Source organism: Pontitalea aquivivens, from assembly GCF_046507575.1.
Lineage (GTDB): Bacteria > Pseudomonadota > Alphaproteobacteria > Rhodobacterales > Rhodobacteraceae > Pontitalea > Pontitalea aquivivens.
Genome location: NZ_JBKFEY010000014.1, coordinates 1 through 23,404, shown reverse-complemented (window position 1 = coordinate 23,404; position 23,404 = coordinate 1). Strand labels below are relative to the sequence as shown.

20 protein-coding genes are annotated in these 23,404 nt (G+C 67.3%); 9 read left to right on the top strand and 11 right to left on the bottom strand.

Translation table 11 applies throughout. From position 1 onward, the window contains the following. The first annotated feature begins 64 nt into the window (after positions 1 to 64). From trkA to hflX, 4 genes are all read left to right on the top strand, one after another. Positions 65 to 1,456 carry a Trk system potassium transporter TrkA gene (gene trkA, locus ACK8OU_RS13830; RefSeq protein ID WP_410304007.1) on the top strand — a complete coding sequence of 464 codons (1,392 nt, stop codon included), beginning with the start codon at positions 65 to 67 and terminating at the stop codon, positions 1,454 to 1,456. Beyond that, a complete protein-coding gene (locus ACK8OU_RS13825; RefSeq protein WP_410304006.1) occupies positions 1,456 to 2,976 on the top strand; it encodes a TrkH family potassium uptake protein in 1,521 nt (506 codons plus the stop codon). The genes trkA and ACK8OU_RS13825 overlap by 1 nt, the downstream gene beginning before the upstream one ends. Positions 2,977 to 3,116: 140 nt before the next feature. Further along, positions 3,117 to 3,350, top strand: coding sequence for an RNA chaperone Hfq (hfq, locus tag ACK8OU_RS13820; protein ID WP_107323454.1), 234 nt, complete (start codon positions 3,117 to 3,119; stop codon positions 3,348 to 3,350). Next, entirely contained in the window at positions 3,347 to 4,630 is a 1,284-nt protein-coding gene (gene hflX / locus ACK8OU_RS13815; RefSeq protein ID WP_410304057.1) for a GTPase HflX, read from the top strand. Before hfq ends, hflX begins: the two co-directional genes overlap by 4 nt. On the opposite strand, the gene ACK8OU_RS13810 is transcribed toward hflX, so the two are convergent. Next, the gene (locus tag ACK8OU_RS13810; protein WP_410304005.1) at positions 4,627 to 7,086 is read right to left on the bottom strand and encodes a penicillin acylase family protein; all 2,460 of its coding nucleotides are present in this window, start codon (positions 7,084 to 7,086) and stop codon (positions 4,627 to 4,629) included. The genes hflX and ACK8OU_RS13810 overlap by 4 nt on opposite strands. 123 nt (positions 7,087 to 7,209) lie before the next feature. Here ACK8OU_RS13810 and ACK8OU_RS13805 point away from each other — a divergent pair, with 123 nt between their 5' ends. Then, positions 7,210 to 8,082, top strand: a complete 873-nt coding sequence (locus tag ACK8OU_RS13805; protein WP_410304004.1) for an NAD(P)-dependent oxidoreductase — start codon at positions 7,210 to 7,212, stop codon at positions 8,080 to 8,082. A gap of 232 nt (positions 8,083 to 8,314) precedes the next feature. On the opposite strand, the gene ssb is transcribed toward ACK8OU_RS13805, so the two are convergent. Next, positions 8,315 to 8,833, bottom strand: coding sequence for a single-stranded DNA-binding protein (ssb, locus tag ACK8OU_RS13800; protein ID WP_410304003.1), 519 nt, complete (start codon positions 8,831 to 8,833; stop codon positions 8,315 to 8,317). Between the two features lie 210 nt (positions 8,834 to 9,043). On the opposite strand from ssb, the gene ACK8OU_RS13795 reads away from it, so the two are divergent. Continuing rightward, complete coding sequence (locus tag ACK8OU_RS13795; RefSeq protein ID WP_410304002.1) at positions 9,044 to 9,664, top strand: lytic transglycosylase domain-containing protein; 621 nt, start codon at positions 9,044 to 9,046, stop codon at positions 9,662 to 9,664. A gap of 48 nt (positions 9,665 to 9,712) precedes the next feature. Here ACK8OU_RS13795 and ACK8OU_RS13790 read toward each other — a convergent pair whose 3' ends face one another. Next, positions 9,713 to 10,270: a lipid-binding SYLF domain-containing protein gene (locus ACK8OU_RS13790; RefSeq protein ID WP_410304001.1), complete on the bottom strand. Its 558-nt coding sequence runs from the start codon at positions 10,268 to 10,270 to the stop codon at positions 9,713 to 9,715. A gap of 114 nt (positions 10,271 to 10,384) precedes the next feature. After that, positions 10,385 to 11,386, bottom strand: a complete 1,002-nt coding sequence (hemB, locus tag ACK8OU_RS13785; RefSeq protein ID WP_410304000.1) for a porphobilinogen synthase — start codon at positions 11,384 to 11,386, stop codon at positions 10,385 to 10,387. Positions 11,387 to 11,561: 175 nt separating this feature from the next. Between hemB and ACK8OU_RS13780 the strand changes: the two genes are divergently transcribed. Together ACK8OU_RS13780 and mfd are read left to right on the top strand one after the other, a co-directional pair. Continuing rightward, positions 11,562 to 12,116, top strand: coding sequence for a component of SufBCD complex (locus ACK8OU_RS13780; RefSeq protein WP_410303999.1), 555 nt, complete (start codon positions 11,562 to 11,564; stop codon positions 12,114 to 12,116). Positions 12,117 to 12,174: 58 nt separating this feature from the next. Beyond that, positions 12,175 to 15,609 (top strand): transcription-repair coupling factor, encoded by a 3,435-nt coding sequence (gene mfd / locus ACK8OU_RS13775; protein ID WP_410303998.1) that lies wholly within the window; start codon positions 12,175 to 12,177, stop codon positions 15,607 to 15,609. 84 nt (positions 15,610 to 15,693) lie between these two features. On the opposite strand, the gene ACK8OU_RS13770 is transcribed toward mfd, so the two are convergent. The 7 genes from ACK8OU_RS13770 to ACK8OU_RS13740 form a co-directional block, all read right to left on the bottom strand. After that, entirely contained in the window at positions 15,694 to 16,893 is a 1,200-nt protein-coding gene (locus tag ACK8OU_RS13770; RefSeq protein ID WP_410303997.1) for an MFS transporter, read from the bottom strand. Further along, on the bottom strand, positions 16,890 to 17,522 hold the full coding sequence (locus ACK8OU_RS13765; RefSeq protein WP_410303996.1) for a DsbA family oxidoreductase: 633 nt from the start codon (positions 17,520 to 17,522) through the stop codon (positions 16,890 to 16,892). The genes ACK8OU_RS13770 and ACK8OU_RS13765 overlap by 4 nt, the downstream gene beginning before the upstream one ends. Next, a complete protein-coding gene (locus ACK8OU_RS13760; protein ID WP_410303995.1) occupies positions 17,519 to 18,148 on the bottom strand; it encodes a LysE family translocator in 630 nt (209 codons plus the stop codon). Before ACK8OU_RS13760 ends, ACK8OU_RS13765 begins: the two co-directional genes overlap by 4 nt. Continuing rightward, positions 18,138 to 19,652 (bottom strand): class I adenylate-forming enzyme family protein, encoded by a 1,515-nt coding sequence (locus ACK8OU_RS13755; protein ID WP_410303994.1) that lies wholly within the window; start codon positions 19,650 to 19,652, stop codon positions 18,138 to 18,140. The genes ACK8OU_RS13760 and ACK8OU_RS13755 overlap by 11 nt, the downstream gene beginning before the upstream one ends. 158 nt (positions 19,653 to 19,810) lie before the next feature. Next, the gene (locus tag ACK8OU_RS13750) at positions 19,811 to 20,137 is read right to left on the bottom strand and encodes a hypothetical protein (RefSeq protein ID WP_410303993.1); all 327 of its coding nucleotides are present in this window, start codon (positions 20,135 to 20,137) and stop codon (positions 19,811 to 19,813) included. A 110-nt stretch (positions 20,138 to 20,247) separates the two neighbouring features. Further along, complete coding sequence (locus ACK8OU_RS13745) at positions 20,248 to 20,361, bottom strand: entericidin EcnA/B family protein (protein WP_410303992.1); 114 nt, start codon at positions 20,359 to 20,361, stop codon at positions 20,248 to 20,250. Then, positions 20,358 to 22,193, bottom strand: coding sequence for an extracellular solute-binding protein (locus tag ACK8OU_RS13740; RefSeq protein ID WP_410303991.1), 1,836 nt, complete (start codon positions 22,191 to 22,193; stop codon positions 20,358 to 20,360). The genes ACK8OU_RS13745 and ACK8OU_RS13740 overlap by 4 nt, the downstream gene beginning before the upstream one ends. A gap of 317 nt (positions 22,194 to 22,510) precedes the next feature. Here ACK8OU_RS13740 and ACK8OU_RS13735 point away from each other — a divergent pair, with 317 nt between their 5' ends. Next, the gene (locus ACK8OU_RS13735; RefSeq protein ID WP_410303990.1) at positions 22,511 to 23,284 is read left to right on the top strand and encodes a 3-hydroxybutyrate dehydrogenase; all 774 of its coding nucleotides are present in this window, start codon (positions 22,511 to 22,513) and stop codon (positions 23,282 to 23,284) included. Positions 23,285 to 23,404: the final 120 nt, after the last annotated feature.

Here is a 23,404-nt window from a genome sequence, read left to right as displayed (position 1 = left end):
CAATCGCCCGGACCCGTTGATTGACCGGACCCCGGTCAGGCCCTAAGAAGGGGCCTGACTGGCGGTGCGGGGTTCTTCCATGAAGGTCATCATCTGTGGCGCGGGGCAGGTGGGCTGGCAGATCGCGCGTCACCTGGCGGGGGAACGCAACGATGTCACCATCGTCGATGTGAACCCCGAACTGGTGCGCCGGGCGTCGGACACGCTGGATGTGCAGGGGGTGGCGGGCTTTGCCTCGCATCCCGATGTGCTGGAACGCGCGGGCGCGCGCGATTGCGACCTGATCATCGCCGCCACCTTTTCCGATGAGGTCAACATGGTCACCTGCCAGGTGGCCCATTCGGTCTTTGGCATCACCCGCAAGATTGCGCGGCTGCGGGCGCAATCCTACATGGAAACGCTTTATACCGACCTGTTCCGCCGCGATCATTTGCCGATCGACGTGGTCATCAGCCCCGAACGCGAGGTGGCCGAGGCCGCGTTGCAGCGCCTGGCCGCGCCCGCGACCTTTGACACCGAAAGCTTTTTCGGCGGGATGGTGCAGCTGCTGGGTATCGCGCTGGAAGAGGATTGCCCGGTCCTGAACACGCCCCTGCGCCAGCTGACCGATCTGTTTTCCACCCTGCGCGCGATCGTGGCCGGTGTGCGCCGCGAAGGGCGGCTGTTCGCGCCCGAACCGGGCGATCAGCTGTTCGCGGGCGATCAGATCTATGTCTTTTCCCATGTCGATGATGTCACCCGCACGCTGGAAATCTTTGGCAAGATGACCAAGAAGCAGGAACGCATCGTCATCATCGGCGGCGGCAACGTCGGGCTGGCGGTGGCACGCGCGCTGGAAACCCGGCTGGACCGGATCCGCGCGAAGGTGATCGAGAAAAACCGCGCCCAGGCCGAACGCGCCGCCGATGCGCTGGAACGTACCATCGTGCTGAATGGCGACGGGATGAGCGCGGAACTGCTGGAAGAGGCCAACATCAGCCGTGCCGATGCGGTGCTGGTCGTGACCGATGACGACAAGACCAACATCCTGGCCGCGGTGCGCGCCAAGCAGGCGGGCTGCCGCATGGCGATCAGCCTGGTCAACGACCCCACCCTGGTGCCGCTGATGGCCCCATTGGACATCGACGCCTATATCAACCCGCGCGCCACCACCGTCAGCTCGATCCTGCGCCACATCCGCCATGGCCGGGTGCGCGCGATCTATTCCATCGGCGATGCCGAGGCCGAGGTGATCGAGGCGGTGGTGATGGGCACCTCGCCGATTTCGGGGCGGATGGTGCGCGACATCGCCTTCCCCGAAGGGGTGCTGGTCGGCGCCATCCGCAAGGGTGAGCGCATCGTCAAGCCCACCGGCGAGACCAAGATCGAAGAAGGCGATTCGATCCTGCTCTTCGCGCTCAGCGCCGATGTCCCGGAGGTGGAGCAACTGCTGCAGGTCTCCATCGATTTCTTCTGATGCTGCGCCGGTTGCACGATCTGCCGCTGACCGTGATCCTGCTGGGGATCGGGGGGGCGGCGATGTATGTGCCCGCGGCCCATGCGCTGGCGCTGCGCCAGCATGACATTGCCCGCCCGTTCTTTTATTCGGGCACGCTGATTCTGGTGCTGGTGGCGCTGCTGGCGCTGGCGACCGCTGGCAACCCCAGGGGCCCCGAGGGGCGCAGCCACCTGCTGGCGATGCTGGCCACGTTTTCGGTGTTGCCGCTGGCGCTGGCCGTGCCGTTCAATGAATCGGTGCCCGATACCGGGTTGTTCAACGCCTGGTGGGAAATGGTCTCGGCGCTGACCACGACGGGGGCCACGCTTTATGACCCGGGGCGGCTGGCGCCCAGCCTGCATCTGTGGCGGGCGCTGGTGGGCTGGCTGGGCGGGTTCTTCATGCTGGTGATGGCGATCGCCGTGCTGGCGCCGCTGCGCCTGGGCGGGTTCGAGGTGTTCTTTTCCGGCGGGCCGTCGGGGCGGCCGGTGCGTGTGGCCAGCACCGCCGAGGGCGGCGCGGATGCGGGTGAACGCATCCTGCATTACGCGGTCCGCACCTTTCCCGTCTATATCGGCCTGACGGGGCTGTTATGGGTGCTGTTGCTGATCGCGGGCGATCCGGCGCTGGTGGCGCTGTGCCATGCGATGTCGACGCTGGCGACCTCGGGTATTTCCCCCATCGGGGGCAGCGCGGGGGCGCCGTCGGGGATGGTGGGCGAGGGGGTGATCTTCCTGTTCCTGCTGCCCGCGCTGTCACGCAGGCTCTGGCCCGGCGCGGGTGAGCTGCGCGCCGCCCCCCGCGCGCTGGAGGACCCCGAGCTGCGCCTGGCCGCAGTCATCGTGCTGGCGGTGCCGCTGGTGCTGTTCCTGCGTCACTGGATCGCGGCGCTGGATGTGTCCACCACGCCCAGCCCCGGCGCGATGTTCGGGTCGATCTGGGGGGGGCTGTTCACGGCGATGTCCTTTCTGACCACGACGGGCTTTGAATCGCAGGCCTGGAACCTGGCGCGCAGCTGGTCGGGCCTGGGCACGCCGGGGCTTTTGCTGTCGGGGCTGGCGATCGTGGGGGGGGGCGTGGCGACCACGGCGGGGGGGGTGCGGCTGTTGCGGGTCTATGCGCTGATCCGGCATGGCGAGCGGGAACTGGACAAGCTGGTCCATCCGTCCTCCATCGCGGGGGGGGGCGGCATGGCGCGCCGGCTGCGCCGCGAGGGCGCCTATATCGCCTGGATCTTCTTCATGCTGTTCGCGCTGTCCGTTGCGGTGGTGATGCTGGCGGTGTCGATAGCGGGGCTGGATTTTGAACCCGCCACGATCCTGTCGGTCGCGGCGCTGTCCAACACCGGCCCGCTGGCGCAGGTCGCGGCGGCCTCGCCCCTGTCCTGGGCGATGCTGGAACCGGCGGCCAAGGTGATCCTGGCGGCGGCAATGGTGCTGGGCCGGCTGGAAACGCTGGCCATCATCGCATTGTTCAACCCCGAATTCTGGCGCAATTAGGCATCCCTGCGCCCCGCATCGGGGGACGATTGAATTTGGGGGTGGAAAGTCCCGTGCTCTTAAGCATACTTGGGGCGTGGCGCCACGAAGCGACTGCCACGGGATGCACGACAAGAATAGAAGAAAAAGGCATAAGAACAATGGCTGCCGACAAACAGAATCTGCAAGATGCATTTCTGAATCACGTCCGCAAGACGAAGGTTCCGGTTACGATTTTCCTGATCAACGGGGTCAAGCTGCAGGGCGTGATCACCTGGTTCGACAATTTCTGTGTCCTGCTGCGCCGCGATGGCCAGTCGCAGCTGGTCTACAAGCATGCGATTTCCACGATCATGCCCGGCCAGCCGATTTCCTTGTATGAGGGCGAAGACTGAGCGATCCGGTTTCCTCTCGCGCCAGGCCCACGCGGGCCTGGGTGCTGCATCCCGACCTGAAGGCCGCGCAGGCCCGCAGGCTGCCGGAACATGGCCTGGCCGAGGCCGTGTCCCTGGCCGCCGCCCTGCCGGACCTTGAGGTGGTGGGCGCCGAGGTCGTGCGCCTGGCCAAGCCGCATCCGGGCCATCTGTTCGGCACCGGCAAGCTGGACGAACTGAAGTCGCGCCTGACTGCGGCCGAGGTTGATCTGGTGCTGGTCGACGGTCCGGTGACGCCGGTGCAGCAGCGCAACCTGGAAAAGGAATGGGGCGTCAAGCTTCTGGACCGGACCGGGCTGATCCTGGAAATCTTTGCCGACCGCGCGCGCACCCGCGAAGGGGTGCTGCAGGTGGACCTGGCCGCGCTGTCCTATCAGCGCACGCGGCTGGTGCGGGCCTGGACGCATCTGGAACGCCAGCGCGGCGGGCTGGGCTTTGTCGGCGGGCCCGGCGAAACCCAGATCGAGGCGGACCGCCGCGCCATCGACGAACAGATGATCCGCCTGCGCCGGCAGTTGGGCAAGGTGGTGAAAACGCGCGAATTGCACCGCGCCGCGCGCCGCAAGGTGCCGTTCCCGGTTGTGGCGCTGGTCGGCTATACCAACGCGGGCAAATCCACGCTGTTCAACCGCATGACCGGCGCCGATGTGATGGCCAGGGACATGCTGTTCGCCACGCTGGACCCGACGATGCGGGGCCTGATCCTGCCGTCCGGGCGCAAGGTGATCCTGTCCGATACGGTGGGCTTCATTTCCGATCTGCCGACCGAACTGGTCGCGGCCTTCCGCGCCACGCTGGAAGAGGTGCTGGAGGCCGATCTGATCCTGCATGTGCGCGACATTTCCCACCCGGAAACCGAGGAACAGGCCGCCGATGTCGGCGACATTCTGGAATCGCTGGGCGTGGATGAGGATGTGGCCCTGATCGAGGTCTGGAACAAGATCGACGCGCTGTCGCCCGACACGCGCGCGGCGATCCTGGCCACCGATGCCCGGCGCGGCGATGTCCAGGCCGTGTCCGCCCTGTCGGGCGAGGGGGTGCCCGCGTTGCTGGACGCGATCGAGGCGCGGCTGGCCGAGGAAAAGGTCGAAACGATCCTTGATCTGCCTTTTGCCGAAGGCCGCCGCCGCGCCTGGCTGCACGATCAGGGCGTGGTGCAGGCCGAAACCCAGACGGATGACGGCTGGCATCTGTCCCTGCGCTGGACCCGCAGCCAGGAAGGCCGCTTCCGCGAGCTTTAATCCCCCCGCGGCACCAGCCGCGTGATCCCCGCCGCCGCCGCGCGCGCAAGGTCCGGGTCCAGCGACATCGGCACATATTCGCCCCGCCGCCACAGTTCGGACAGATCGTCATAATGGCGCGACAGCGGGTGGCCGGACTGGCCGGTGGCGATCACGAAGACGGAACTGTCGGGATCGGCGAAATCGTAAACCCCGCGATAGCCCGCGGCATGGACATTGGTGAAGGGGTCGGGGTCACGGCCCGAGGTCTTGCCGCGCTGCAAGGTGAAATCCCCGCCCGAGGTCGACTGGCGGATGTTCACCACCCAGTTCAGCACCGGCACCTGGCCCAGTACGGCATGGTCGTGGCGGGCCTGATGCGCATCGCCCCAGCGCCAGCTTTCGACCGCCGCGCCATAGCGCGCGGACAGATCCAGCAGCGCCTCATCCAGCGCCAGGCGGGCGATGTCGGTGCAGGTTTCGACGGGGGCTGATTGCATCACGTCGCACCAGCGCGCGGCGCCGTCGGTGTTGCGGAACACGCGCTCGATGAACAGGGGCTCGATATGGGTGAATTCGGCGGCCAGCGGGCCCAGTTCGTCGCGGATCAGCCGGGCCTGAAGCGCGCGCATCCAGGCGGCATAGATCAGCGGCTCGGGCAGGTGTTCGTTCATCTCGCCATCCCAGGCCGCCAGCAATTCCAGCGCGCGCTGGCGTTGCCGTTCCGGGGTGCCATCCGGCGCGGGGGGGCCGGTGAACCACAGATCGGCCCCGACCAGCGGCAGCAGGCCCCGCGCCGCCGCGCTGACGGTATCCAGCTGCGCCGCGATAAAGCTTTCGCGGCTGTGCACTTCACGCTCGCCCATCAGGCGGGTGGCGCGCTGCACGCGCTGGCTGTCGCCCCAGTCGAACGCCACATGGTCGGGGAAGGGCCGGTCCACGGTCTTGTTGTTGGTGTTGATCACAATCCCGCCCGGCGGGTCGATGAAGCGGGGATTGGTGGCGAAATCCATCCGGCCCTGCCAGCGGTTCCGCGTCTCCCACCCCGGGGCGGGCATGCGGCCCTGGGTGGCGTGGGCGGGGTCGCGTTTCGGGATCGCGCCGACGGTGACCATCGCCACGCTGTCCTGATCGGCCAGCGTCAGGTTCTGCGCGGGCGCGATGAAGCGTTCGGCGGCCTCCAGCGCATCGGCCACGCGCCCCGCGCGCATCAGGGTCATGCCCGCGCTCATCGAGGTGTCGCCTTCCCACAGCGCCGTCCAGGACAGCGCGGCGACATGGCCGGGCGGCGTGACCGAAGCCAGGTTGAAATGCCCCCCCGGCAGCACCGGGCCATTGTCGGTCCAGCGCAGGGTGACGGTGACGGGGGCCGCATCCTTGACCTGGATGATCGCGCGGCGGGTTTCAAACGCTTTCCAGCCCTGGGGCGTGCGATAGCGTTCGGGATCGGCGGGGTTCAGTTCCTCGATGAACAGGTCCTGATCGTCGACATAGGCCGAGGTCACGCCCCAGCCCAGCCGCGCATTGCGTCCCGTCAGCACCAGCGGAATGCCCGGGATCGTGCCGCCGATCACCCCGCCCGAGGCCAGTTCCAGCCGCGCCAGATACCAGATCGAGGGTGCCGACAGGCCCAGATGCGGGTCATTGGCCAAAAGGGACCCGCCCGCCGCCGACCGCCCCGGTGCCGCGGCAAAGGCATTCGACGCCCCGCCCAGACCGCGCGGGGCAAAGGGCGACAATACCGGATCGGAATTGGCGGTTTTCACATCGCGCGGCAGGCCGGGGAAGATCTGCGCGTAATCGGGCAGGGCGGCCACGCCCGGCCCCGGCACCAGCGGCATCAGGTCGCGCGCCCGGTCCTGCCCCAGAACCGAGACACGGGCGCGCAGCACCTCATCCTGGATCTGGCTGGACAGCTGCACCGACAGCAGTTTCAGGATCGCCAGCGAATCCGCCGGGGTCCAATAGGCGATTTCCGCATTGAACAGGAAGAATTCCGGCGCGCCGCGGCCGCGCGCGCCGGTGTTCACCAGCTCGATCCACTGGTTGACGCCGCGGGCATAGGCGGCAAGGGCGGCTTGCGTGGCGTCATCCTGCGCGGGCACCGCGCGGCTGGCCAGGCCGTACAGGTCCAGCCGGCGCATCAGTTCATCCGTGCGCAGGGTGCGTTCGCCAAACACCTCGGACAGGCGGCCCTGCGCGGTGCGCCGCAGCACCGTCATCTGCCACAGCCGGTCCTGCGCATGGGCAAGGCCAAGGGCGAAGAACACATCCTCATCGCGCGCGCCAAAGATATGGGGCACGTTTTCGGTGGTACGGACAATTTCCACCGGCGCCGAAAGCCCCGTAACGGCATGGGTTTCGTCATAATCGGGCAGGGATCTGGCGGCGAAATACCAGATCCCGATCCCCGCCAGCATCCCCAGAAGAAGCGCGCCCGAAACGATGCGGACCAGCCAGCGGAACACCGTGAACATCGTGCCTTGCCCCCATCCAGTCGGAACCTGCCGCCCGGCGGTTGACGGCGGGGGCGCAGGCGTTACTAAGTCAGGCAAGGAAAATGTTCAACGCGCCTTTGGCGCGGCAGCGGAGGATGGACAATGGCAAAAGTGGCGTTTCTGGGGCTTGGGGTAATGGGCTTTCCGATGGCGGGGCATCTGGCCGCCAGGGGGCATGAGGTGACGGTCTACAACCGCACCGCGGCCAAGGCCGGGGCCTGGGTGGAACGCCACGGCGGGCAATGGGCGGCCACGCCCGCCGATGCCGTGCGCGATTGCGATTTCGTGATGGCCTGCGTGGGTAATGACGACGACCTGCGCGCGGTCTGCCTGGGCGATCAGGGGGCTTTCGCGGGGATGAAGCCCGGCGCGATCTTTGTCGATCACACCACGGTGTCGGCCAGGGTCACGCGCGAACTGGCGGCGGCGGCGGCCGGGCGCGGGCTGGCCTTTGTCGACGCGCCGGTCTCGGGCGGGCAGGCGGGGGCCGAGAATGGCCAGCTGTCGGTGATGTGCGGGGGCGATGCGGCGGCCTATGGCGCGGCCGAACCGGTGATGGCCGCCTATGCCAGGATCTGCCGGCGCCTGGGCGACAGCGGCGCGGGGCAGGTGACCAAGATGTGCAACCAGATCGCCATCGCGGGTCTGGTGCAGGGCCTGTCCGAGGCGCTGCATTTCGCCGAAAAGGCGGGGTTGTCGATCCCGGACGTGGTCGAGGTGATCAGCCAGGGCGCGGCCGGAAGCTGGCAGATGCAGAACCGCTACCAGACGATGGCCGAGGACCGCTTTGACTTTGGCTTTGCGGTGGACTGGATGCGCAAGGATCTGGGGATTTGTCTGGCCACCGCGAATGAAACCGGCGCCAGCCTGCCGGTGACCGCGCTGGTCGATCAGTTCTACAAGGATGTGCAGAAGATGGGCGGCGGTCGCTGGGATACCTCATCGCTGATCGCGCGGCTGCGCAAGTCAGGCTGAGGCGGCGGACCGGACAGGCCGGGGGCGCTGCCCCCGGACCCCCGAGGTATTTTCGGCAAGATGAACCAGACATTCACGCAGCGCCCTGCCGCAGGCCGGCGGCGCGGCGGTTGGCTTTGCCCGGGCCCGGTCGATGCGCTTTGGTCCCGGTGGTGTGTGAGAGGCCGCGACGGCATCCGCCGCCGGCAGGGGGCGGGGGATCGCCCGTCTGCGTGATCCCCCGGGGGGGGGATCAGAACGGGATTTCGTCATCCATGTCCGAGCGACGGCCGCCGCCGCCGCCCTGTTGTCCGCCACCGCCATAACCGCCCTGACCGCCGCCATAGCCGCCTTGCGGATCGTCATAGCCGCCGCCGCCACCACCGCCCTGGCCATAGCCACCGCCCTGACCGCCGCCATCGCGCCCGTCAAGCAGCGTCAACTCGCCCCGGTAGGGGCGCAGCACGATTTCAGTGGTGTAGCGGTCGGCGCCGGACTGATCCTGCCATTTGCGGGTTTCCAGCTGGCCCTCGATATAGACCTTGGATCCCTTGCGCAGATATTGTTCGGCGATGCGGGCCAGCGGTTCGGAAAAGATCGCGACCGAATGCCATTCGGTGCGTTCCTTGCGTTCGCCCGTGGCCTTGTCACGCCAGTTTTCCGACGTTGCGATGCGCAGGTTGCAGACCTTGCCGCCGTTGGGGAAGGAACGGACCTCGGGGTCGCGGCCCAGATTGCCGACCAGAATCACCTTGTTCACCGAACCTGCCATGCATTCCTCCGCAACGGTCATGTGCCCTGGCGGACCGGCTGTGCCGAATCTGCCCCAAGCATTCGGTATAGAGCACCTGTCCGGGGTAAAAAAGGGCCCCGGGCCGGTGCTTCCCACGGCGCGCGGATCGGGGTATAGTGCGGTCCGGTCTGTAAGGGTTTCGGACGGTTACGGGTATCGGACGGTTACGGGTATCGGACGGGGGGCGGGATGCGCAGAGTGTCGGGCGTGGTGCTTCTGGGGCTGGCCATCGGGCTGGCGCCTGCGGTCGGATCGGGTGTGGCGCGGGCCGAAGGGCTTTCGCTGACAGGGGCGTCGTCGAAATCGCGCCAGACGCTGTTTCGCAACCAGACCCGGCTTCTGGATACGCGGCTGTCGTCGCAATATTCCGCCTCGGACCGGCTGAAACCCAAAGGCGCCCGGACCGGGACCGGGACTGTGTCGATCCCGGGCTATGCGGGGCGCTATCGCGGGGAATACCTGTCGATGGCGCGGGCGGCGGCGATCAGGCATGGCATCCCCGAGGATCTGTTCCTGCGCCTGGTGCAGCAGGAATCGGGCTGGAATGCCGGGGCGCGGTCGCACAAGGGGGCGATGGGGCTGGCGCAGCTGATGCCGGGCACGGCGGCCAGGCTGGGGGTGGACGCAAACGATCCACGTCAGAACCTGGACGGTGGCGCGCGCTATCTGCGGATGATGTATGATCGCTTTGGCGATTGGCGTCTGGCGCTGGCGGCCTATAATGCCGGCCCCGAGGCGGTGGCCAGACACGGCGGCATTCCGCCTTACCGCGAGACGACGAATTACGTCCGCGTGATCCTGGGTGGCTGACAGGGTTGATGCGGCGCGCGAAGATCGCGCGCCATCTATATGAAATCCTTACGGAATGATGCGGGTGTATTTGGTGCCTGCAAGGCTTGCGCCGGCGATCAGCCCGGCCTGACCAAAGACCAGCGCGATCACCGGGGCCAGGGCCGTGGTGGTGGCCGCGCCGATCGCGCCGCCACGGTCGGGCAAGGCGTAGCGCGCATCCGCGCCCAGTTCCCAGCCATCCGCACGGCGGAAATCGGCCATCGCCTCGGGTGTCATGAAGAACAGCGCATGGGCATATTGCTGCGCGCCGATCTGGAACCCGACCGAGGCCGAGGCCGCGGAATAGTAATCCACCGTCACGTTGTTGATGCGCAGCGCGCCGCGCCCATAGGCACCGCCAATGCCAAAGCCGGCTTCGGTCATCAGCGGCATGTACAGGATGCCGCTGGCCTTGCCCATCAAATCCTGCGTGCCGGGATAACGCTGCAGCAGATAGTCGCGGGTGGCATCGACCCGCGCATCCAGCCGTGCCGCGCCCTGATTGCCGATGCCATTGCCACAGGCCGCAAGCCCAAGACCCGCGCCGCCCATTGCCAGAAGGCTTCGTCTGGAAATCTGTGTCATGTTGCTGCTCCGCTCAATCATCGGGCCTTGTCGCGGCCCGTTCACCCCTATCTATAGGGCAGAAATGGGGCGCTGTCACTTGGTCTTGATCCGGGATGGCCAAAGCCCGCCGCCCTAGCCCGCGCGCAGGGTGCGTGCGGCATCGGGGGCGAAATAGGTCAGCACCCCGTCGCAGCCCGCGCGCTTGAAGGCCAGCAGGCTTTCCATCATCACCTGCGGCCCGTCGATCCAGCCATTGCGCGCGGCCCCCGCGATCATCGCGTATTCGCCCGAGACCTGATAGGCAAAGGTCGGCACGCCGAAGGCGTCCTTGACCCGGCGGCAGATGTCCAGATAGGGCATGCCGGGTTTGACCATCACCATATCCGCCCCTTCGGACAGGTCGCGTGCCACCAGGCGGATCGCCTCATCGGCATTGGCGGGGTTCATCTGATAGGTCTTCTTGTCGCCTTTCAGCGCGCCGGACGCCCCTACAGCATCGCGGAACGGGCCATAGAAGGCGCTGGCATATTTCGCCGCATAGCTGAGGATCGTCACATCGGTGTGGCCCGCGGATTCAAGCGCGTTGCGCATCGCCCCGATACGCCCGTCCATCATGTCCGAGGGGCCAAGGATGTCGGCCCCGGCATCGGCCTGGGCCAGCGCCATTTTCACAAGGCATTCAACGGTTTCATCGTTCAGGATCACGCCATCCTTCACCAGGCCGTCATGGCCGTTGGCGTTATAGGGGTCCAGCGCGATATCGGTCATGATCGCGACCTCGGGCAGGCGGGCCTTGATCGCGCGGATCACGCGGTTGGACAGGTTGTCCGGGCTCCAGGCCTCTTCGCAGCTTTCGGTTTTCAGCGCGGGATCGGTATAGGGAAACAGGCAGATCGCCGGGATGCCCAGTTCGGCCGCCTCTTCGGCGGCGCGCAGCGCCCCGTCCAGCGTGCGCCGCACCACGCCCGGCATCGAGGATACCTCGACATCCGCGCCGGGCACGTCGGTGATGAAGATCGGCCAGATCAGGTCCTTGACGTCCAGCCGGTGTTCCTGGGCCAGATCGCGCAGCGCGGGCGTGCGGCGCATCCGGCGCAGGCGGGTCTGGGGGAAGGGGGGCAGGATCGGGTGCATGGCTTCGCTCCGCTGGGATCTGGCGTTCGGGTTGGCTTGGCCTTGGGTCGCATGGATCGGCGCGCGGCTCAAGGGGGGCGGGGGCGGCATTGCGGCGCGGATTGTCGCGCGAAGACAGTTTCGCGGGCCGGACAATCGGTTTAGTCTGGCACCAGAGCAGCAAGGAAGCCCGCCCGTGAGCGTGACCGAAACGATCTTCAACCTGATCGACATGCGATCTTTCCGAAGCCTGTGGTACTGGATCGCGCTGGCCGCGTGCTGGTCGATGGCCTCGCATTGGGTGCTGGGGGTGCCGTTCGACATGGTGCTGCGCCTGCGCCGCCTGCGCGCGGATGCGGGTGCCCGGGATGAGGCCGGGGCACAGCTTGTGGCGATGACGCGGCTGCATGTGGCGCGGCTGTTGCGCTTCGGGCGGCAGGGCGGGATGGCGCTGTCGCTGGTGGCGGGCTTTGCGCTCAGTTCGCTGGCGCTTCTGGGGTTTCACTATCGGGTCGAATTCGCCCAGGCCATCTTTCTGATCCTGGCGCCGATGACCCTGGTCGCGGTACTGAGCCTGCGCACCGCCCACCGCCTTGAGGCGCCCCTGACCGCGGATACCCTGCCGCCCGCGGCGCTGGCCCGCGCGCTGATCCGCCACCGGCTGATGGTGCAGGTGGTGGGGATGCTGGCGATCACGGTCACCGCCTTCTGGGGAATGCTGCAAAACCTGCGCATTGCCAGCTTTCAATAGCGCGCAGGACCGCGCAACGGGTTGACTTCGGCTTGCAGGCGGATACCTCGGGGCGATGATGGATCACGTTCTTCTTTCCGGCGCCCCCGAGGGCTTTGATGCGACACTGGTGGCGCGCGAACTGGCCCGCGGCCGTCCGGTCATTCATGTGGCACGCGACGACCGCAGGCTTGAGGCGATGCGCGCGGCCCTGGCCTTCTTTGCCCCCGGGGCCGTGGTGCTGAACTTTCCGGCCTGGGACTGCCTGCCCTATGACCGGGTTTCGCCCAATCCCGACATCTCGGCCACGCGGATGGCGACGCTGGCCGCGTTGCAGGCGGGCCTGCCGGGGCCGTTCATCCTGTTGACCACGCTGTCGGCGGCGATGCAGCGGGTGCCGGCGCGGTCGGTGCTGGCGGCGTCCAGTTTCACCGCCAGGGTCGGCGGGCGGATCGATGAGGCGGGGCTGAAGAATTTTCTGGTCCGCATGGGGTTCAGCCCGGCCTCGACCGTGTCGGAACCGGGCGATTACGCGATCCGGGGCGGGATCATCGACATCTTTCCGCCGGGCGAAGGCGGGCCGGTGCGGCTGGACCTGTTCGGCGATGTGCTGGATGGCGCGCGCCGGTTCGATCCGGTCAGCCAGCGCACGACGGAAAAGCTGACGGCGGTAGACCTGGCCCCCGTGTCCGAGGTGATCCTGGATGAGGCCGCGATCACCCGGTTCCGGCAGAACTATCGCGTGGAATTCGGCGCGGGCGGGGCCGGGGATCCGCTGTATGAAGCCGTCAGCGCGGGCCGCAAGCATGCGGGCATGGAACATTGGCTGGGCTTTTTCCACGACCGGCTGGAGACGATCTTCGACTATCTGCCCGAGGCCTCGGTGATGCTGGATGACCAGATCGAGCCGCAGCGGCAGGCGCGCTGGGACAGCATCGCCGACCAGTATGACACACGGCGCGAGGCGATGACGCGCCGCGACCGGGTGGATACGGTCTACAAACCCGCGCCGCCCGATCTTTTGTATCTGGATCAGGCTGGCTGGACCGGGGCGCTGGCCCCGCGCCGCGTGGTGCGCCTGCAGGTGCTGCGCGCCCCGCCTGGCCCGGGTGTGCTGGATGCGGGCGGACGGATCGGGCGATCCTTCGCGCCGGAACGTCAGTTGGAAAACATAAGCCTTTTCGGCGCCTTGAAGGACCATATTCAAGCGCGACTTCAACAGGGCGATGTGGTCATCGCTTCCTGGTCGGAAGGCGCGCGTGAACGTCTGAAGGGTCTTCTGGAGGATGAGGGGCTTTCCGGCGCCACCCCGATCAGCGATGCCCGCGCCATCAAGGGTCTTGGCCTTGCGATCTGGCCGCTGGATCAGGGCTTTGAGGCCGGGGGCCTGACCGTCATTTCCGAACAGGACGTGCTGGGCGACCGGCTGATCCGCCAGCCCCGCAAGAAACGCAAGGCCGACAATTTCCTGACCGAGGCGCAAAGCCTGTCGCCCGGCGATCTGGTGGTTCATGTCGATCACGGTGTGGGCCGCTACAAGGGGCTGGAAACCATTACCGCGCTTGGCGCGCCGCATGATTGCGTGGCGCTGGAATATGCGGGGGGCGACCGGCTGTATCTGCCGGTGGAAAACATCGAACTGCTCAGCCGCTATGGCCACGAGGAAGGGTTGCTGGACAAGCTGGGCGGCGGCGCCTGGCAGGCCAGGAAGGCGCGGCTGAAGGAACGCATCCGCCAGATCGCCGACCGCCTGATGCGGATCGCCGCCGAACGCCACCTGCGCGCCGCCCCGATCCTGGAAGCCCCGCATCACGAATGGGAATCCTTCGCCGCCCGCTTCCCCTATACCGAGACCGACGACCAGATGACCGCGATCGGGGATGTGGTGGCCGATCTGGCCGCCGGCAATCCGATGGACCGCCTGATCGTGGGCGATGTGGGCTTTGGCAAGACCGAGGTGGCGATGCGCGCGGCCTTTGTCGCCGCCCAATCGGGCGTGCAGGTCGCGGTGATCGCGCCCACCACGCTGCTGGCCCGCCAGCATTACAAGACCTTTGCCGACCGCTTCCGCGGCACCGCGATCACCGTGCGCCCGCTGTCGCGCTTTGTCAGCGCCAAGGAGGCGGCGAAGACGCGCGAGGGGTTGGCCGATGGCACGGTCGACATCGTCATCGGCACCCATGCGGTGCTGGCCAAGGCGGTAAGGTTTCGCAACCTCGGCCTGCTGATCATCGACGAGGAACAGCATTTCGGCGTATCCCACAAGGAACGGCTGAAGGAAATGCGCAGCGAAATCCATGTGCTGACGCTGACCGCCACGCCGATCCCGCGCACATTGCAGCTAAGCCTGACCGGCGTGCGCGACCTGTCGATCATCGGCACCCCGCCGGTCGACCGCCTGGCGATCCGCACCTATGTGTCGGAATTCGACGCGGTCACCATCCGCGAGGCGCTGCTGCGCGAACATTACCGCGGCGGGCAAAGCTTTTACGTCGTGCCGCGTATCACCGATCTGGCGGAAATCGAGGACTTCCTGCGCAGTCATGTGCCCGAGGTCAGCTTTGTCACGGCGCATGGCCAGATGGCGGCGGGCGATCTGGACGACCGGATGAACGCCTTCTACGATGGCAAATACGATGTGCTGCTGGCCACGACCATCGTGGAATCGGGTCTGGATATTCCCACCGCCAACACGATGATCATCCACCGCGCCGACATGTTCGGGCTAAGCCAGCTTTACCAGATCCGCGGGCGCGTAGGCCGGGCCAAGACGCGGGCCTATTGCTATCTGACGACCAAGCCGCGCCTGCCGCTGACGCCGCAGGCGACCAGGCGGTTGCGGCTGCTGGGCAGCCTGGACAGCCTGGGCGCGGGGTTCAGCCTTGCCAGCCAGGATCTGGACCTGCGCGGCGCGGGCAACCTGCTGGGCGAGGAACAATCCGGCCATATCAAGGAAGTGGGGTATGAACTTTACCAGGCGATGCTGGAGGAAACCATCGCCAGGCTGAAATCGGGCGAGCTGACCGAAGCCGCGGGTGAGGGCGAATGGTCGCCCCAGATCAACCTTGGCGTGCCGGTGATGATCCCCGAGGCGTTCATCCCCGATCTGGATGTGCGGCTGGGGCTGTATCGCCGGCTGTCGGGGCTGACGACCAAGGTCGAGCTTGAGGGCTTTGCCGCCGAGCTGATCGATCGCTTCGGGACCCTGCCGAAAGAGGTGAACACGCTTTTGCTGGTGGTGCGGATCAAGGCCATGTGCAAGCGCGCCCATATCGCGCGGATGGATGCGGGGCCGAAAGGCGCGACCGTGCAGTTCCATATGGACAAGTTTCCCAACCCCGCGGGGCTGGTGGAATATCTCACCGCGCAGCGCGGCACGGCAAAGATCCAGGGCAACAAGATCGTGGTCCGTCGCGACTGGGGAACCGACGCCGACCGGATCAGGGGCGCCTTCGCCATCGCCCGCGACCTGGCGGAAAAGGTGGTGGCGGGCAAAAAGGCCGGGGCGAGCTGATCGCCTTCATCCGAGCCGGGGCCGCCCGTGGCGGAGGCGGATGCCTCCGGCGGGAGTATTTGGGCCAAGAAGAAGGGCGCGCCGTCAGTTGGTGTCGATCGTGCGCCGCATCAGGGCCCAGGCCAGCCCCGAACAGATCAGCGCCCCCAGCACCAGTGGCGTGGCCGTGCCGGAAAAGGCCAGCCCGATCGGCGCGGCCAGCGCCACCGCCAGCACCGTCGAGACCGCCGAGACGACCGAGGCCGCCATGCCCGCGATATGGCCCATCTGCTGCATCGCCAGCGCGTTCAGATTACCGAAGGTCACGCCCGCCATGAAAAAGAGCGACACGCTCCAGACAAAGACCGCGGCGAAGGCGGGGGCGCCCGCGGGCAGGCCAAGGATCAGCCCCGCCAGCATCAGCCCGGCCGCGATCACCTGCATCCGGTAGGCCGCGATCACGATGCGCCGCATCCCCAGCCGGACCACGAAACGTGCGTTCAGCACCGTGCCCGCGCCTGACAACAGCGCCATCAGCGCGAACCATTGCGCAAAGGCCGGCCCCTGGCCATAGGCGGCAAACAGCTGCGGGGCCGCAGACAGCAGCGCGAACATCTGCCCGTAGCCCAGTGTCATCACCAGCGTGTAAAGCCGCACCTCGGGATGGGCGAGCACCTCGCGCAGCGCGGCCCAAAGGGGGCCTGGCCGCAGCGGACGGCGCATCGGGCGGGGCAGGGTTTCCGGCTGGCGCAGGTTCAGCCAGATCATGCCCAGCGCGGCAAAGATCACGAAGGCCCAGAAGATCCCCCGCCAGCCGGTGACCCCCATGATCAGCTGTCCCAGCGAGGGCGCGATTGCCGGCACCAGGATGAAGATCATCATCACGATCGAGGTGACGCGCGCCATCTCGCGGCCCTTGTAAAGGTCGCGCACCAGTGCCAGCGACACGATCCGCGGGCCCGCCGCGCCCAGGCCCTGCACGAAGCGCGCCGCCAGCAGGCTGTCCAGTGTCTGGGCATGAACCGCCCAGATCGCCGCGCCGATATAGATGGCGAAGGCAGCCGTGATCGTCGCCTTGCGCCCCACCGCATCCGAGATCGGCCCGGCCAGAAAGGTGCCAAAGCCCATGCCCAGCATGAAGGCTGTCAGGATCAGCTGCGCGCGGTTGATCGCATCGGGCGAAAGCTCGGCCCCGATCCGGGGCAGGGCGGGCAGCATCGCATCGATGGAAAAGGCGATGGTGGCAAACAGCATCGCCAGCATCGCGGTGAATTCGGGCAGCGACAGGCGGCGCGGATCGTTCATGCGCCTTGCCCTGCCAGATCGTCGATGACCCGCAGCCACAGGTCGGTGGGCTGGGCGCCTTCGATCACATGGGTATCGGCGATGATGAAGGTCGGCACCGCGCGGATGCCGCGTTCGCGGGCATGGGCTTCGCGCGCGGCGATAGTGTCGCGGTCGGCGTCACTGGCCAGAAGGCGGGCGATCACGGCCCGGTCCATCCCGACCCCGGCCCCCAGATCGGCCAGGGTGGCGGCATCGCCGATATCGCGTCCCTCGCGCCAATAGGCCCGCATCAGGGCGGCGATCATCGCGCTTTGACGGCCTTCAAGCCCTGCCCAGTGGATCAGGCGGTGCGCATCGCGGGTGTTGGGCATCCGCGTGACCGCGGCAAGGTCGATCTCGATCCCCACCTCCTTCGCCGCATCGAGCACCGGGATATGGGCGCGCACCGCGCCTTCGCGGCCGAATTTCGCCTCAAGGTAATCGGCGCGGTTCATCCCCCCTTGCGGCATCGTGGGGTTAAGCTGGAACGGATGCCAGGCGATGGCGAAGGGATGATCGGGCCGCGCCTCAAGCGCGCGGTCAAGCCGGGCCTTTCCGATCAGGCACCAGGGGCAGACCGGGTCGGCGAAGATATCAAGCGTGATCATGCATTCCCTTTCGTGGACAGCGCCACCATCGCGCCGATGCCGATGAAGGCCGATCCGGTGATGCGGTTGAAGGCCCGTCCGTGGCGCGACAGCCAGGTAGCGCAGCGCCCCGCGGTGGCGGCCAGGATCAGCTCGACCGCGAATTCCACCAGCCCCAGCGTCGCCGCCAGGATCACGAACTGCCCCAAAAGCGGCGCCGCAGGGGTCAGGAACTGCGGCAGGAAGGTGGTGAAGAACAGGATGGTCTTGGGGTTCGACAGCATCACCAGCGCGCCCTTGGTGAAGGCGCTGCGGCGGGTGATCATGTGGCGCGCGGCGCCCGGAAGGGGGCTTGCGGAAAACCCCGGCTGGCGCCAGAGCTGGACACCAAGATAGCACAGATAGGCCGCCCCCGCCCATTTGATCGCGGTGAACACGGTTTCCGAGGCCAGCATCAGCGCGCCAAGCCCCAGAAGCGTGGCCCCCACCATCGCCACCATGGCAAGGCAGGATCCAAGCGCGGTAAAGACCGCCCGGCCAGGCCCGTAGCGCGCCCCGTGATCAAGGCACAACAGCGCGTTCGGCCCCGGCGTCAGCGACAGCGCGACCGAGGCCAGAAGAAAGACCAGCCACAGATCAAGGCTCATCCCAGCCCTCCCTCAAGGCGCGGCGGTTCAGCTTGCCGTTGGGGTTTTTCGGAATTGCCGCGACATGGCGGAAGATGCGCGGCTGCTTGTAGCGCGCAAGGCAGCCCTGCGCATGCGCGGCCAGAACCCCGGGCGTGGCGGTGCCGGTATAGCAGGCGGCGATGACGCTGGCATCGGCCTTCACGCGGATCTCGATCGCGGCGACCTCTCCGGCGTCGGGGTGGCGGGCAAGGGCGGCCTCGACCTCCAGCGGGGACACGCGGTAGCCGCCGGCATTCATCATGTCATCGTCGCGGCCCAGATAGCGGATCGCGCCATCCGGCCCCATGGCCACAGTGTCGCCTGTAAGGAACCAATCGCCCCCAAAGCGCGATTTTGTTTCCGCATCCTGCCCGTAATACCCCAGGAACAGCCCCGGATCGCTGCGATGCACCGCCAGAACGCCGGGCTTGCCGCGCGCCACCGGCACGCCATCGCCATCCAGCACCGCCACATGCCGTCCGGGCTGCGGATAACCCGCGCAGCCCGCAGGCGCGGGCCGGGTCGGGCTGCCAGAGATGAAGGTGGAACATTCCGACATGCCCAGCGCCTCATGGATCGGGGTGCCGGTCGCCGCGGTCCAGGCCGCGCGGATGCTGTCGGGCAGGGCCTCGCCCGCGGACAGGCCATGGCGCAACCGGGGCAGGGGCAGGTGGGGGTGGTCCTTCAGGATCTGACGAAAGACACCCGGCGCCGCGGCGAACAGCGTCGCATCGAACCGGCGCAACAACAGCGCCAGCTGATTGCCCGCAACCCCGGCCCCCGGGATCAGCGCGGTCGCACCGACCGACCAGGGGTCCATCAGCCCGGTGCCCAGCGTATAGGTCCAGTTGAAGGCGCCCGCATGCAGCAGCCGGTCGGCCTCGGTCAGGCCATACCAGCCCTGATGCATCATCCGCCGCGCCCGGATCGCACGATGGGCATGCATCACCGCGCGCGGCCGCCCCGATGTGCCCGAGGTAAAGACCATATAGGCCAGCCGGTCCGGGTCGCCCATCGCATAGTCCGCCGGTGCCAGCGCCTCAAAACCGCGCAGGGCCGCCTCGTCGATGACGCGCGCGGGATGGTCGGGCAGGGCGTTTTCCGCGCCTGCGATCACCGCCGCAGGCGCGATCCCGGCGGCAAGGGCGGTGATCTCGGGCCCGGTCAGTTGTGACGATGTCGGCACCGGGACCAGCCCCACCGCGATCGCGCCCAGAAAGGCCACCGGAAATTCCGGCACATTGCCCAACCGCAGCAAGACCCGGTCGCCCGGCACCAGCCCCGCCGCCAGAAGCCCGCTGCCCGCGCCGCGCACCGCGGCCTCCAGCCGGGCATAGGACCAGCGTTCCGCCCCCGTGGGCCGCAGGATCTGCATCGCGGATTTCCGGGCCAGATCGGGCGCGCGCGCCAGCACATCCGCGGCCATATTGAACGGCGCGGAACAGGCGGGGGCGGGTGTGGGATCGGCATGAACGGAAAGCATGCTTACTGCTACGCCCGCGCCCGCGCGGTTGCAACCCTCGCCCGGGCCCCCGCGATCCTGCCCCTTTCGGCTTTGCGAAAATATCCCGGGGGGTGAGGGCGCAAGCCCGAGGGGGGCAGCGCCCCCCTGACCCCCGGCATCCGCGCCAGACCGCGACCTCAGCCCCGGTCGCGATCGTCACCAAAGCGCGAATCGTCATCATATTCATCTTCGCCCTCGCCCACGAATTTCGCGGACAGCCGGATCGAATGGTCATCATGGCGCGGGTCCATCACCACGTCCGAAGGCAATTCGCCCGCCAGCCATTCACGGATCTCCTCGCGCGCATCGGCGGGTTCCTGGCCGCTCAGTTCGGCGATATAGGCGACGAAGGCGCGCTGGTCGCCGTCGATCCCGTCCAGATCGTTTTCATCGGCTTCGGGCCAGCGATCGATGATCGCCTCATAGAAGGCAGGCCAGTTTTCCTGGACGTGATGCCATTTCATCGGGGTCCTCCGCTTGCGGGCCGGGATGGCGCGGGCCGTCAGATACCGCCCGGTGCGCCCGGTTGATATTCAGTTTGCGCCCCTGTGGCGCGGGTGCAAGCAAAATCGGATCAGAACCAGCTCTGGACCGAGCGCGCCCCCGACGAGACATCCTCACCCACGCCCGCCACCGTGTTGCAGCCCGCAAGAACGGCGATCATCGCGACAAGAAACAGTTTCTTCATTGCTCGGCCTCATACCACCAGACATCGGGCTGAAAGCCCGGCCAATCCCCGTATAGCGGAAGCGTTTGCGGGAAGTGAAGTTCACGAATATGTGCGATGCGCGACACGCGCGAATACCAGCCCGGGATCACATAGCGTCCTGCGGTCAGGATCCGGTCCAGCGCGCGGGTGGCGGCGGTGAATTCCGCCGGATCACCGGTTTCCAGCATGACCCGGATCATCGCCCCGGCGGCCGGCACGTTCATGCCCATCCAGTTGCGGCTGCCCGGCTCGGTCACGCCGCGCGCGCCCCAATACAGCATCTGTTCATTGCCCGGCGACAGCGACAGCGCGCGGGTATACCAGGCCATGTCGAAATCATAGCTGCCGGTGCGGGCCTGATATTGCGCATCGTCGACCGTGGTCACGGTCGGGAACACGCCCAGCCGTTTCAGCGCCTCGACATAGATGTCGACGACCGATTGCACCTCGGCCGCGCCCTGCATCAGCAGGATGTCAAAGCGAAAGGGCCGGCCCGCCGCATCGGCCAGCACGCCATCGCCGCCGACCGACCAGCCCGCCTCTTCCAGCAGGCGCATCGCCTTGCGCGCATTGGCGCGGTTCAGCCCGGAGCCATCGGACCGGGGCAGATCATAGCCCTCGATCACGCCGGGGATCAGCTCGGCCGCATAGGGTTCCAGCAGCTGCGCCACGCGCCCCTCGGCGGGGCCGGGGCGCATCCCCAGCGCGGAATTCGAGAAATAGGAGGTGATGCGCGGGTCGGACCCGTCGTTCAGCGTGGCGTTGATGAATTCGAAGTCGAAGGCCAGGGTCAGCGCCTCGCGCACGCGCCAATCGGCAAAGACCGCGCGACGGGTGTTGAACACCAGCCCCGCGATCCCCGAGGGGCGCCGATGCGGGATTTCCGATTTCAGCACGCGCCCTTGGGTAACCGCCGGAAAGCCATAGTCGCGCGCCCATTTCGCGGCATTGGTTTCGCGCCAGGTGTCGATCTCGCCGCCCTTGAAGGCCTCGAACACGACACCGCCATCGCCGAAATAGTCCCAGCGCAGTTCATCGAAATTGTGCTGGCCGCGGTTGAAGGGCAGATCGCGGCCCCACCAGTCGGGATTGCGCCGTAGCGTGATGTATTTGCCCATCTCGACCCGGTCGATGATATAGGGCCCGGACCCCACCGGAACCTCTTGCGTCGCATTGGCGAAATCCTTGCCCTGCCATTGCGCCTTTTTCAGCACCGGGCGCATACCCATCAGCAACGCCAGTTCCCGGTCGGGTTCGGCAAAGGTGAAGCGGACCGACCGCGGCCCGGTCTGGTCGACCGACGCGATCTTGCCCCAGGCGTTCTGGTAACGGGGGTGACCTTGGGTGCCCAGGGTCTGATAGCTCCAGATCACGTCCTCGACGGTGACGGGGCTGCCATCGGAAAACCGCGCGCCCGCGCGCAGGGTGAATTCCACCCATGACCGCGCGGGGTCGGTGGCCACGCTTTCGGCCAGCAGGCCGTAAAGGGTGAAGGGTTCGTCCTGGCTGCGGCCCATCAGCGATTCGGTGACATAGGCGGAAATACCCGTCGCGGCGCGCCCGGTCAGCACCCAGGGGTTGAGCGAATCGAAGCTGCCCGATTCGCCCATGCGGATGCGCCCGCCCTTGGGCGCGTCGGGGTTGGCGTAGGGCAGATGCGGGAAATCGGGGCCAAGCGCGGGCGCGCCATACATCGCAATGCCGTGCGTCGGGGCGGTGGCCGGCCCGGAGATCGCGGGCAGGCCAAGAAACACAGGGCCAAACGCCAGCGCCGCCAGCCTGAGGCCGCGGAAAAACACCCTGTGCAGCATCGCAACAATCCCCGGTTTGTCTGTATTTTCAGGCGTCAAGCTAACGGGGCCGGGGGGGATGCGCAAACTTTTCCCTTGGAGGGCCGCGAACAAGGGCGTATAAGGATAGCACTGCTCGATAGGTTTCTTGCCTGTATGAAACCTGCCTCATGACTTAACGCCCGCCTTGTGCGGGCGTTTTTTTTGGCGCCCCGGTTTTGCGGCCCCCGGTTTTGATGCCCCCGGTTTTGATGCCCCGGTTCCCGCGACCCAGGCGGGGCATGGACGCGGGCGCGTGAACGGTTATTGTCGGGCCGTTCCGTCACGAGGAGAAAGACATGACGCTGAAGGGCAAGACCGCCATCATCACCGGGTCCAATTCCGGGATCGGCCTGGGCATCGCGCGCGAACTGGCGCGCGCGGGCGCGGATGTGGTGCTGAACTCCTTCACCGACCGGCCCGGGGATCACGCCCTGGCGCAGGCGCTTGGCGCAGAATTCGGCGTGAACGCGCGCTACATCCAGGCCGACATGTCGAACGGCGCGGCATGCCGCGCGCTGATCGCGGCGGCGGGGGGCTGCGACATTCTGGTGAACAATGCCGGTATCCAGCATGTCGCGCCGCTGGACCAGTTCCCGGTGGACAAATGGGATGCGGTGATCGCGATCAACCTGACCTCGGCCTTCCACACCACGGCGGCGGCGCTGCCGGGGATGCGGGCGCGCGGCTGGGGGCGGATCATCAATGTGGCCTCGGCCCACGGGCTGACGGCCTCGCCCTACAAGTCGGCCTATGTCGCGGCCAAGCATGGCATCGTGGGGCTGACCAAGACCGTGGCGCTGGAAACCGCGCGCGAGCCGGTCACCGCCAATGCGATCTGCCCGGGCTATGTGCTGACGCCGCTGGTCGAGGCGCAGATCCCCGATCAGATGAAAACCCACGGCATGGGCCGCGACGAGGTGATCGAAAAGGTGATGCTGGATCGCCAGCCGTCCAAGCAGTTCGCGACCGTGGAACAGCTGGGCGGGACGGCGGTGTTCCTGTGTTCGCCCGCCGCCGATCAGATCACCGGCACGACGATTTCGGTCGACGGGGGCTGGACCGCGCTGTGAGCCGGGCGCGCGGCTGAAGCAGGGCAGGTCAGGGTTTTTGGCACAGGGGGCAAGGGGGGGGGGGGGGCCCCCCCCCCCCCCCCCGGGGGCGGGCCCCCCCCCCCCCCCCCCCCCCGGGGC

Bases quoted from the DNA above. Each gene is read 5' to 3' on its own strand.
- ACK8OU_RS13825 (WP_410304006.1), top strand. From the start codon at position 1,456: ATGCTGCGCCGGTTGCACGATCTGCCGCTGACCGTGATCCTGCTGGGG.
- hfq (WP_107323454.1), top strand. From the start codon at position 3,117: ATGGCTGCCGACAAACAGAATCTGCAAGATGCATTTCTGAATCACGTC.
- ACK8OU_RS13810 (WP_410304005.1), bottom strand. From the start codon at position 7,086: ATGTTCACGGTGTTCCGCTGGCTGGTCCGCATCGTTTCGGGCGCGCTT.
- ACK8OU_RS13805 (WP_410304004.1), top strand. From the start codon at position 7,210: ATGGCAAAAGTGGCGTTTCTGGGGCTTGGGGTAATGGGCTTTCCGATG.
- ssb (WP_410304003.1), bottom strand. From the start codon at position 8,833: ATGGCAGGTTCGGTGAACAAGGTGATTCTGGTCGGCAATCTGGGCCGC.
- ACK8OU_RS13795 (WP_410304002.1), top strand. From the start codon at position 9,044: ATGCGCAGAGTGTCGGGCGTGGTGCTTCTGGGGCTGGCCATCGGGCTG.
- ACK8OU_RS13790 (WP_410304001.1), bottom strand. From the start codon at position 10,270: ATGACACAGATTTCCAGACGAAGCCTTCTGGCAATGGGCGGCGCGGGT.
- hemB (WP_410304000.1), bottom strand. From the start codon at position 11,386: ATGCACCCGATCCTGCCCCCCTTCCCCCAGACCCGCCTGCGCCGGATG.
- mfd (WP_410303998.1), top strand. From the start codon at position 12,175: ATGGATCACGTTCTTCTTTCCGGCGCCCCCGAGGGCTTTGATGCGACA.
- ACK8OU_RS13770 (WP_410303997.1), bottom strand. From the start codon at position 16,893: ATGAACGATCCGCGCCGCCTGTCGCTGCCCGAATTCACCGCGATGCTG.
- ACK8OU_RS13765 (WP_410303996.1), bottom strand. From the start codon at position 17,522: ATGATCACGCTTGATATCTTCGCCGACCCGGTCTGCCCCTGGTGCCTG.
- ACK8OU_RS13760 (WP_410303995.1), bottom strand. From the start codon at position 18,148: ATGAGCCTTGATCTGTGGCTGGTCTTTCTTCTGGCCTCGGTCGCGCTG.
- ACK8OU_RS13755 (WP_410303994.1), bottom strand. From the start codon at position 19,652: ATGCTTTCCGTTCATGCCGATCCCACACCCGCCCCCGCCTGTTCCGCG.
- ACK8OU_RS13750 (WP_410303993.1), bottom strand. From the start codon at position 20,137: ATGAAATGGCATCACGTCCAGGAAAACTGGCCTGCCTTCTATGAGGCG.
- ACK8OU_RS13745 (WP_410303992.1), bottom strand. From the start codon at position 20,361: ATGAAGAAACTGTTTCTTGTCGCGATGATCGCCGTTCTTGCGGGCTGC.
- ACK8OU_RS13740 (WP_410303991.1), bottom strand. From the start codon at position 22,193: ATGCTGCACAGGGTGTTTTTCCGCGGCCTCAGGCTGGCGGCGCTGGCG.
- ACK8OU_RS13735 (WP_410303990.1), top strand. From the start codon at position 22,511: ATGACGCTGAAGGGCAAGACCGCCATCATCACCGGGTCCAATTCCGGG.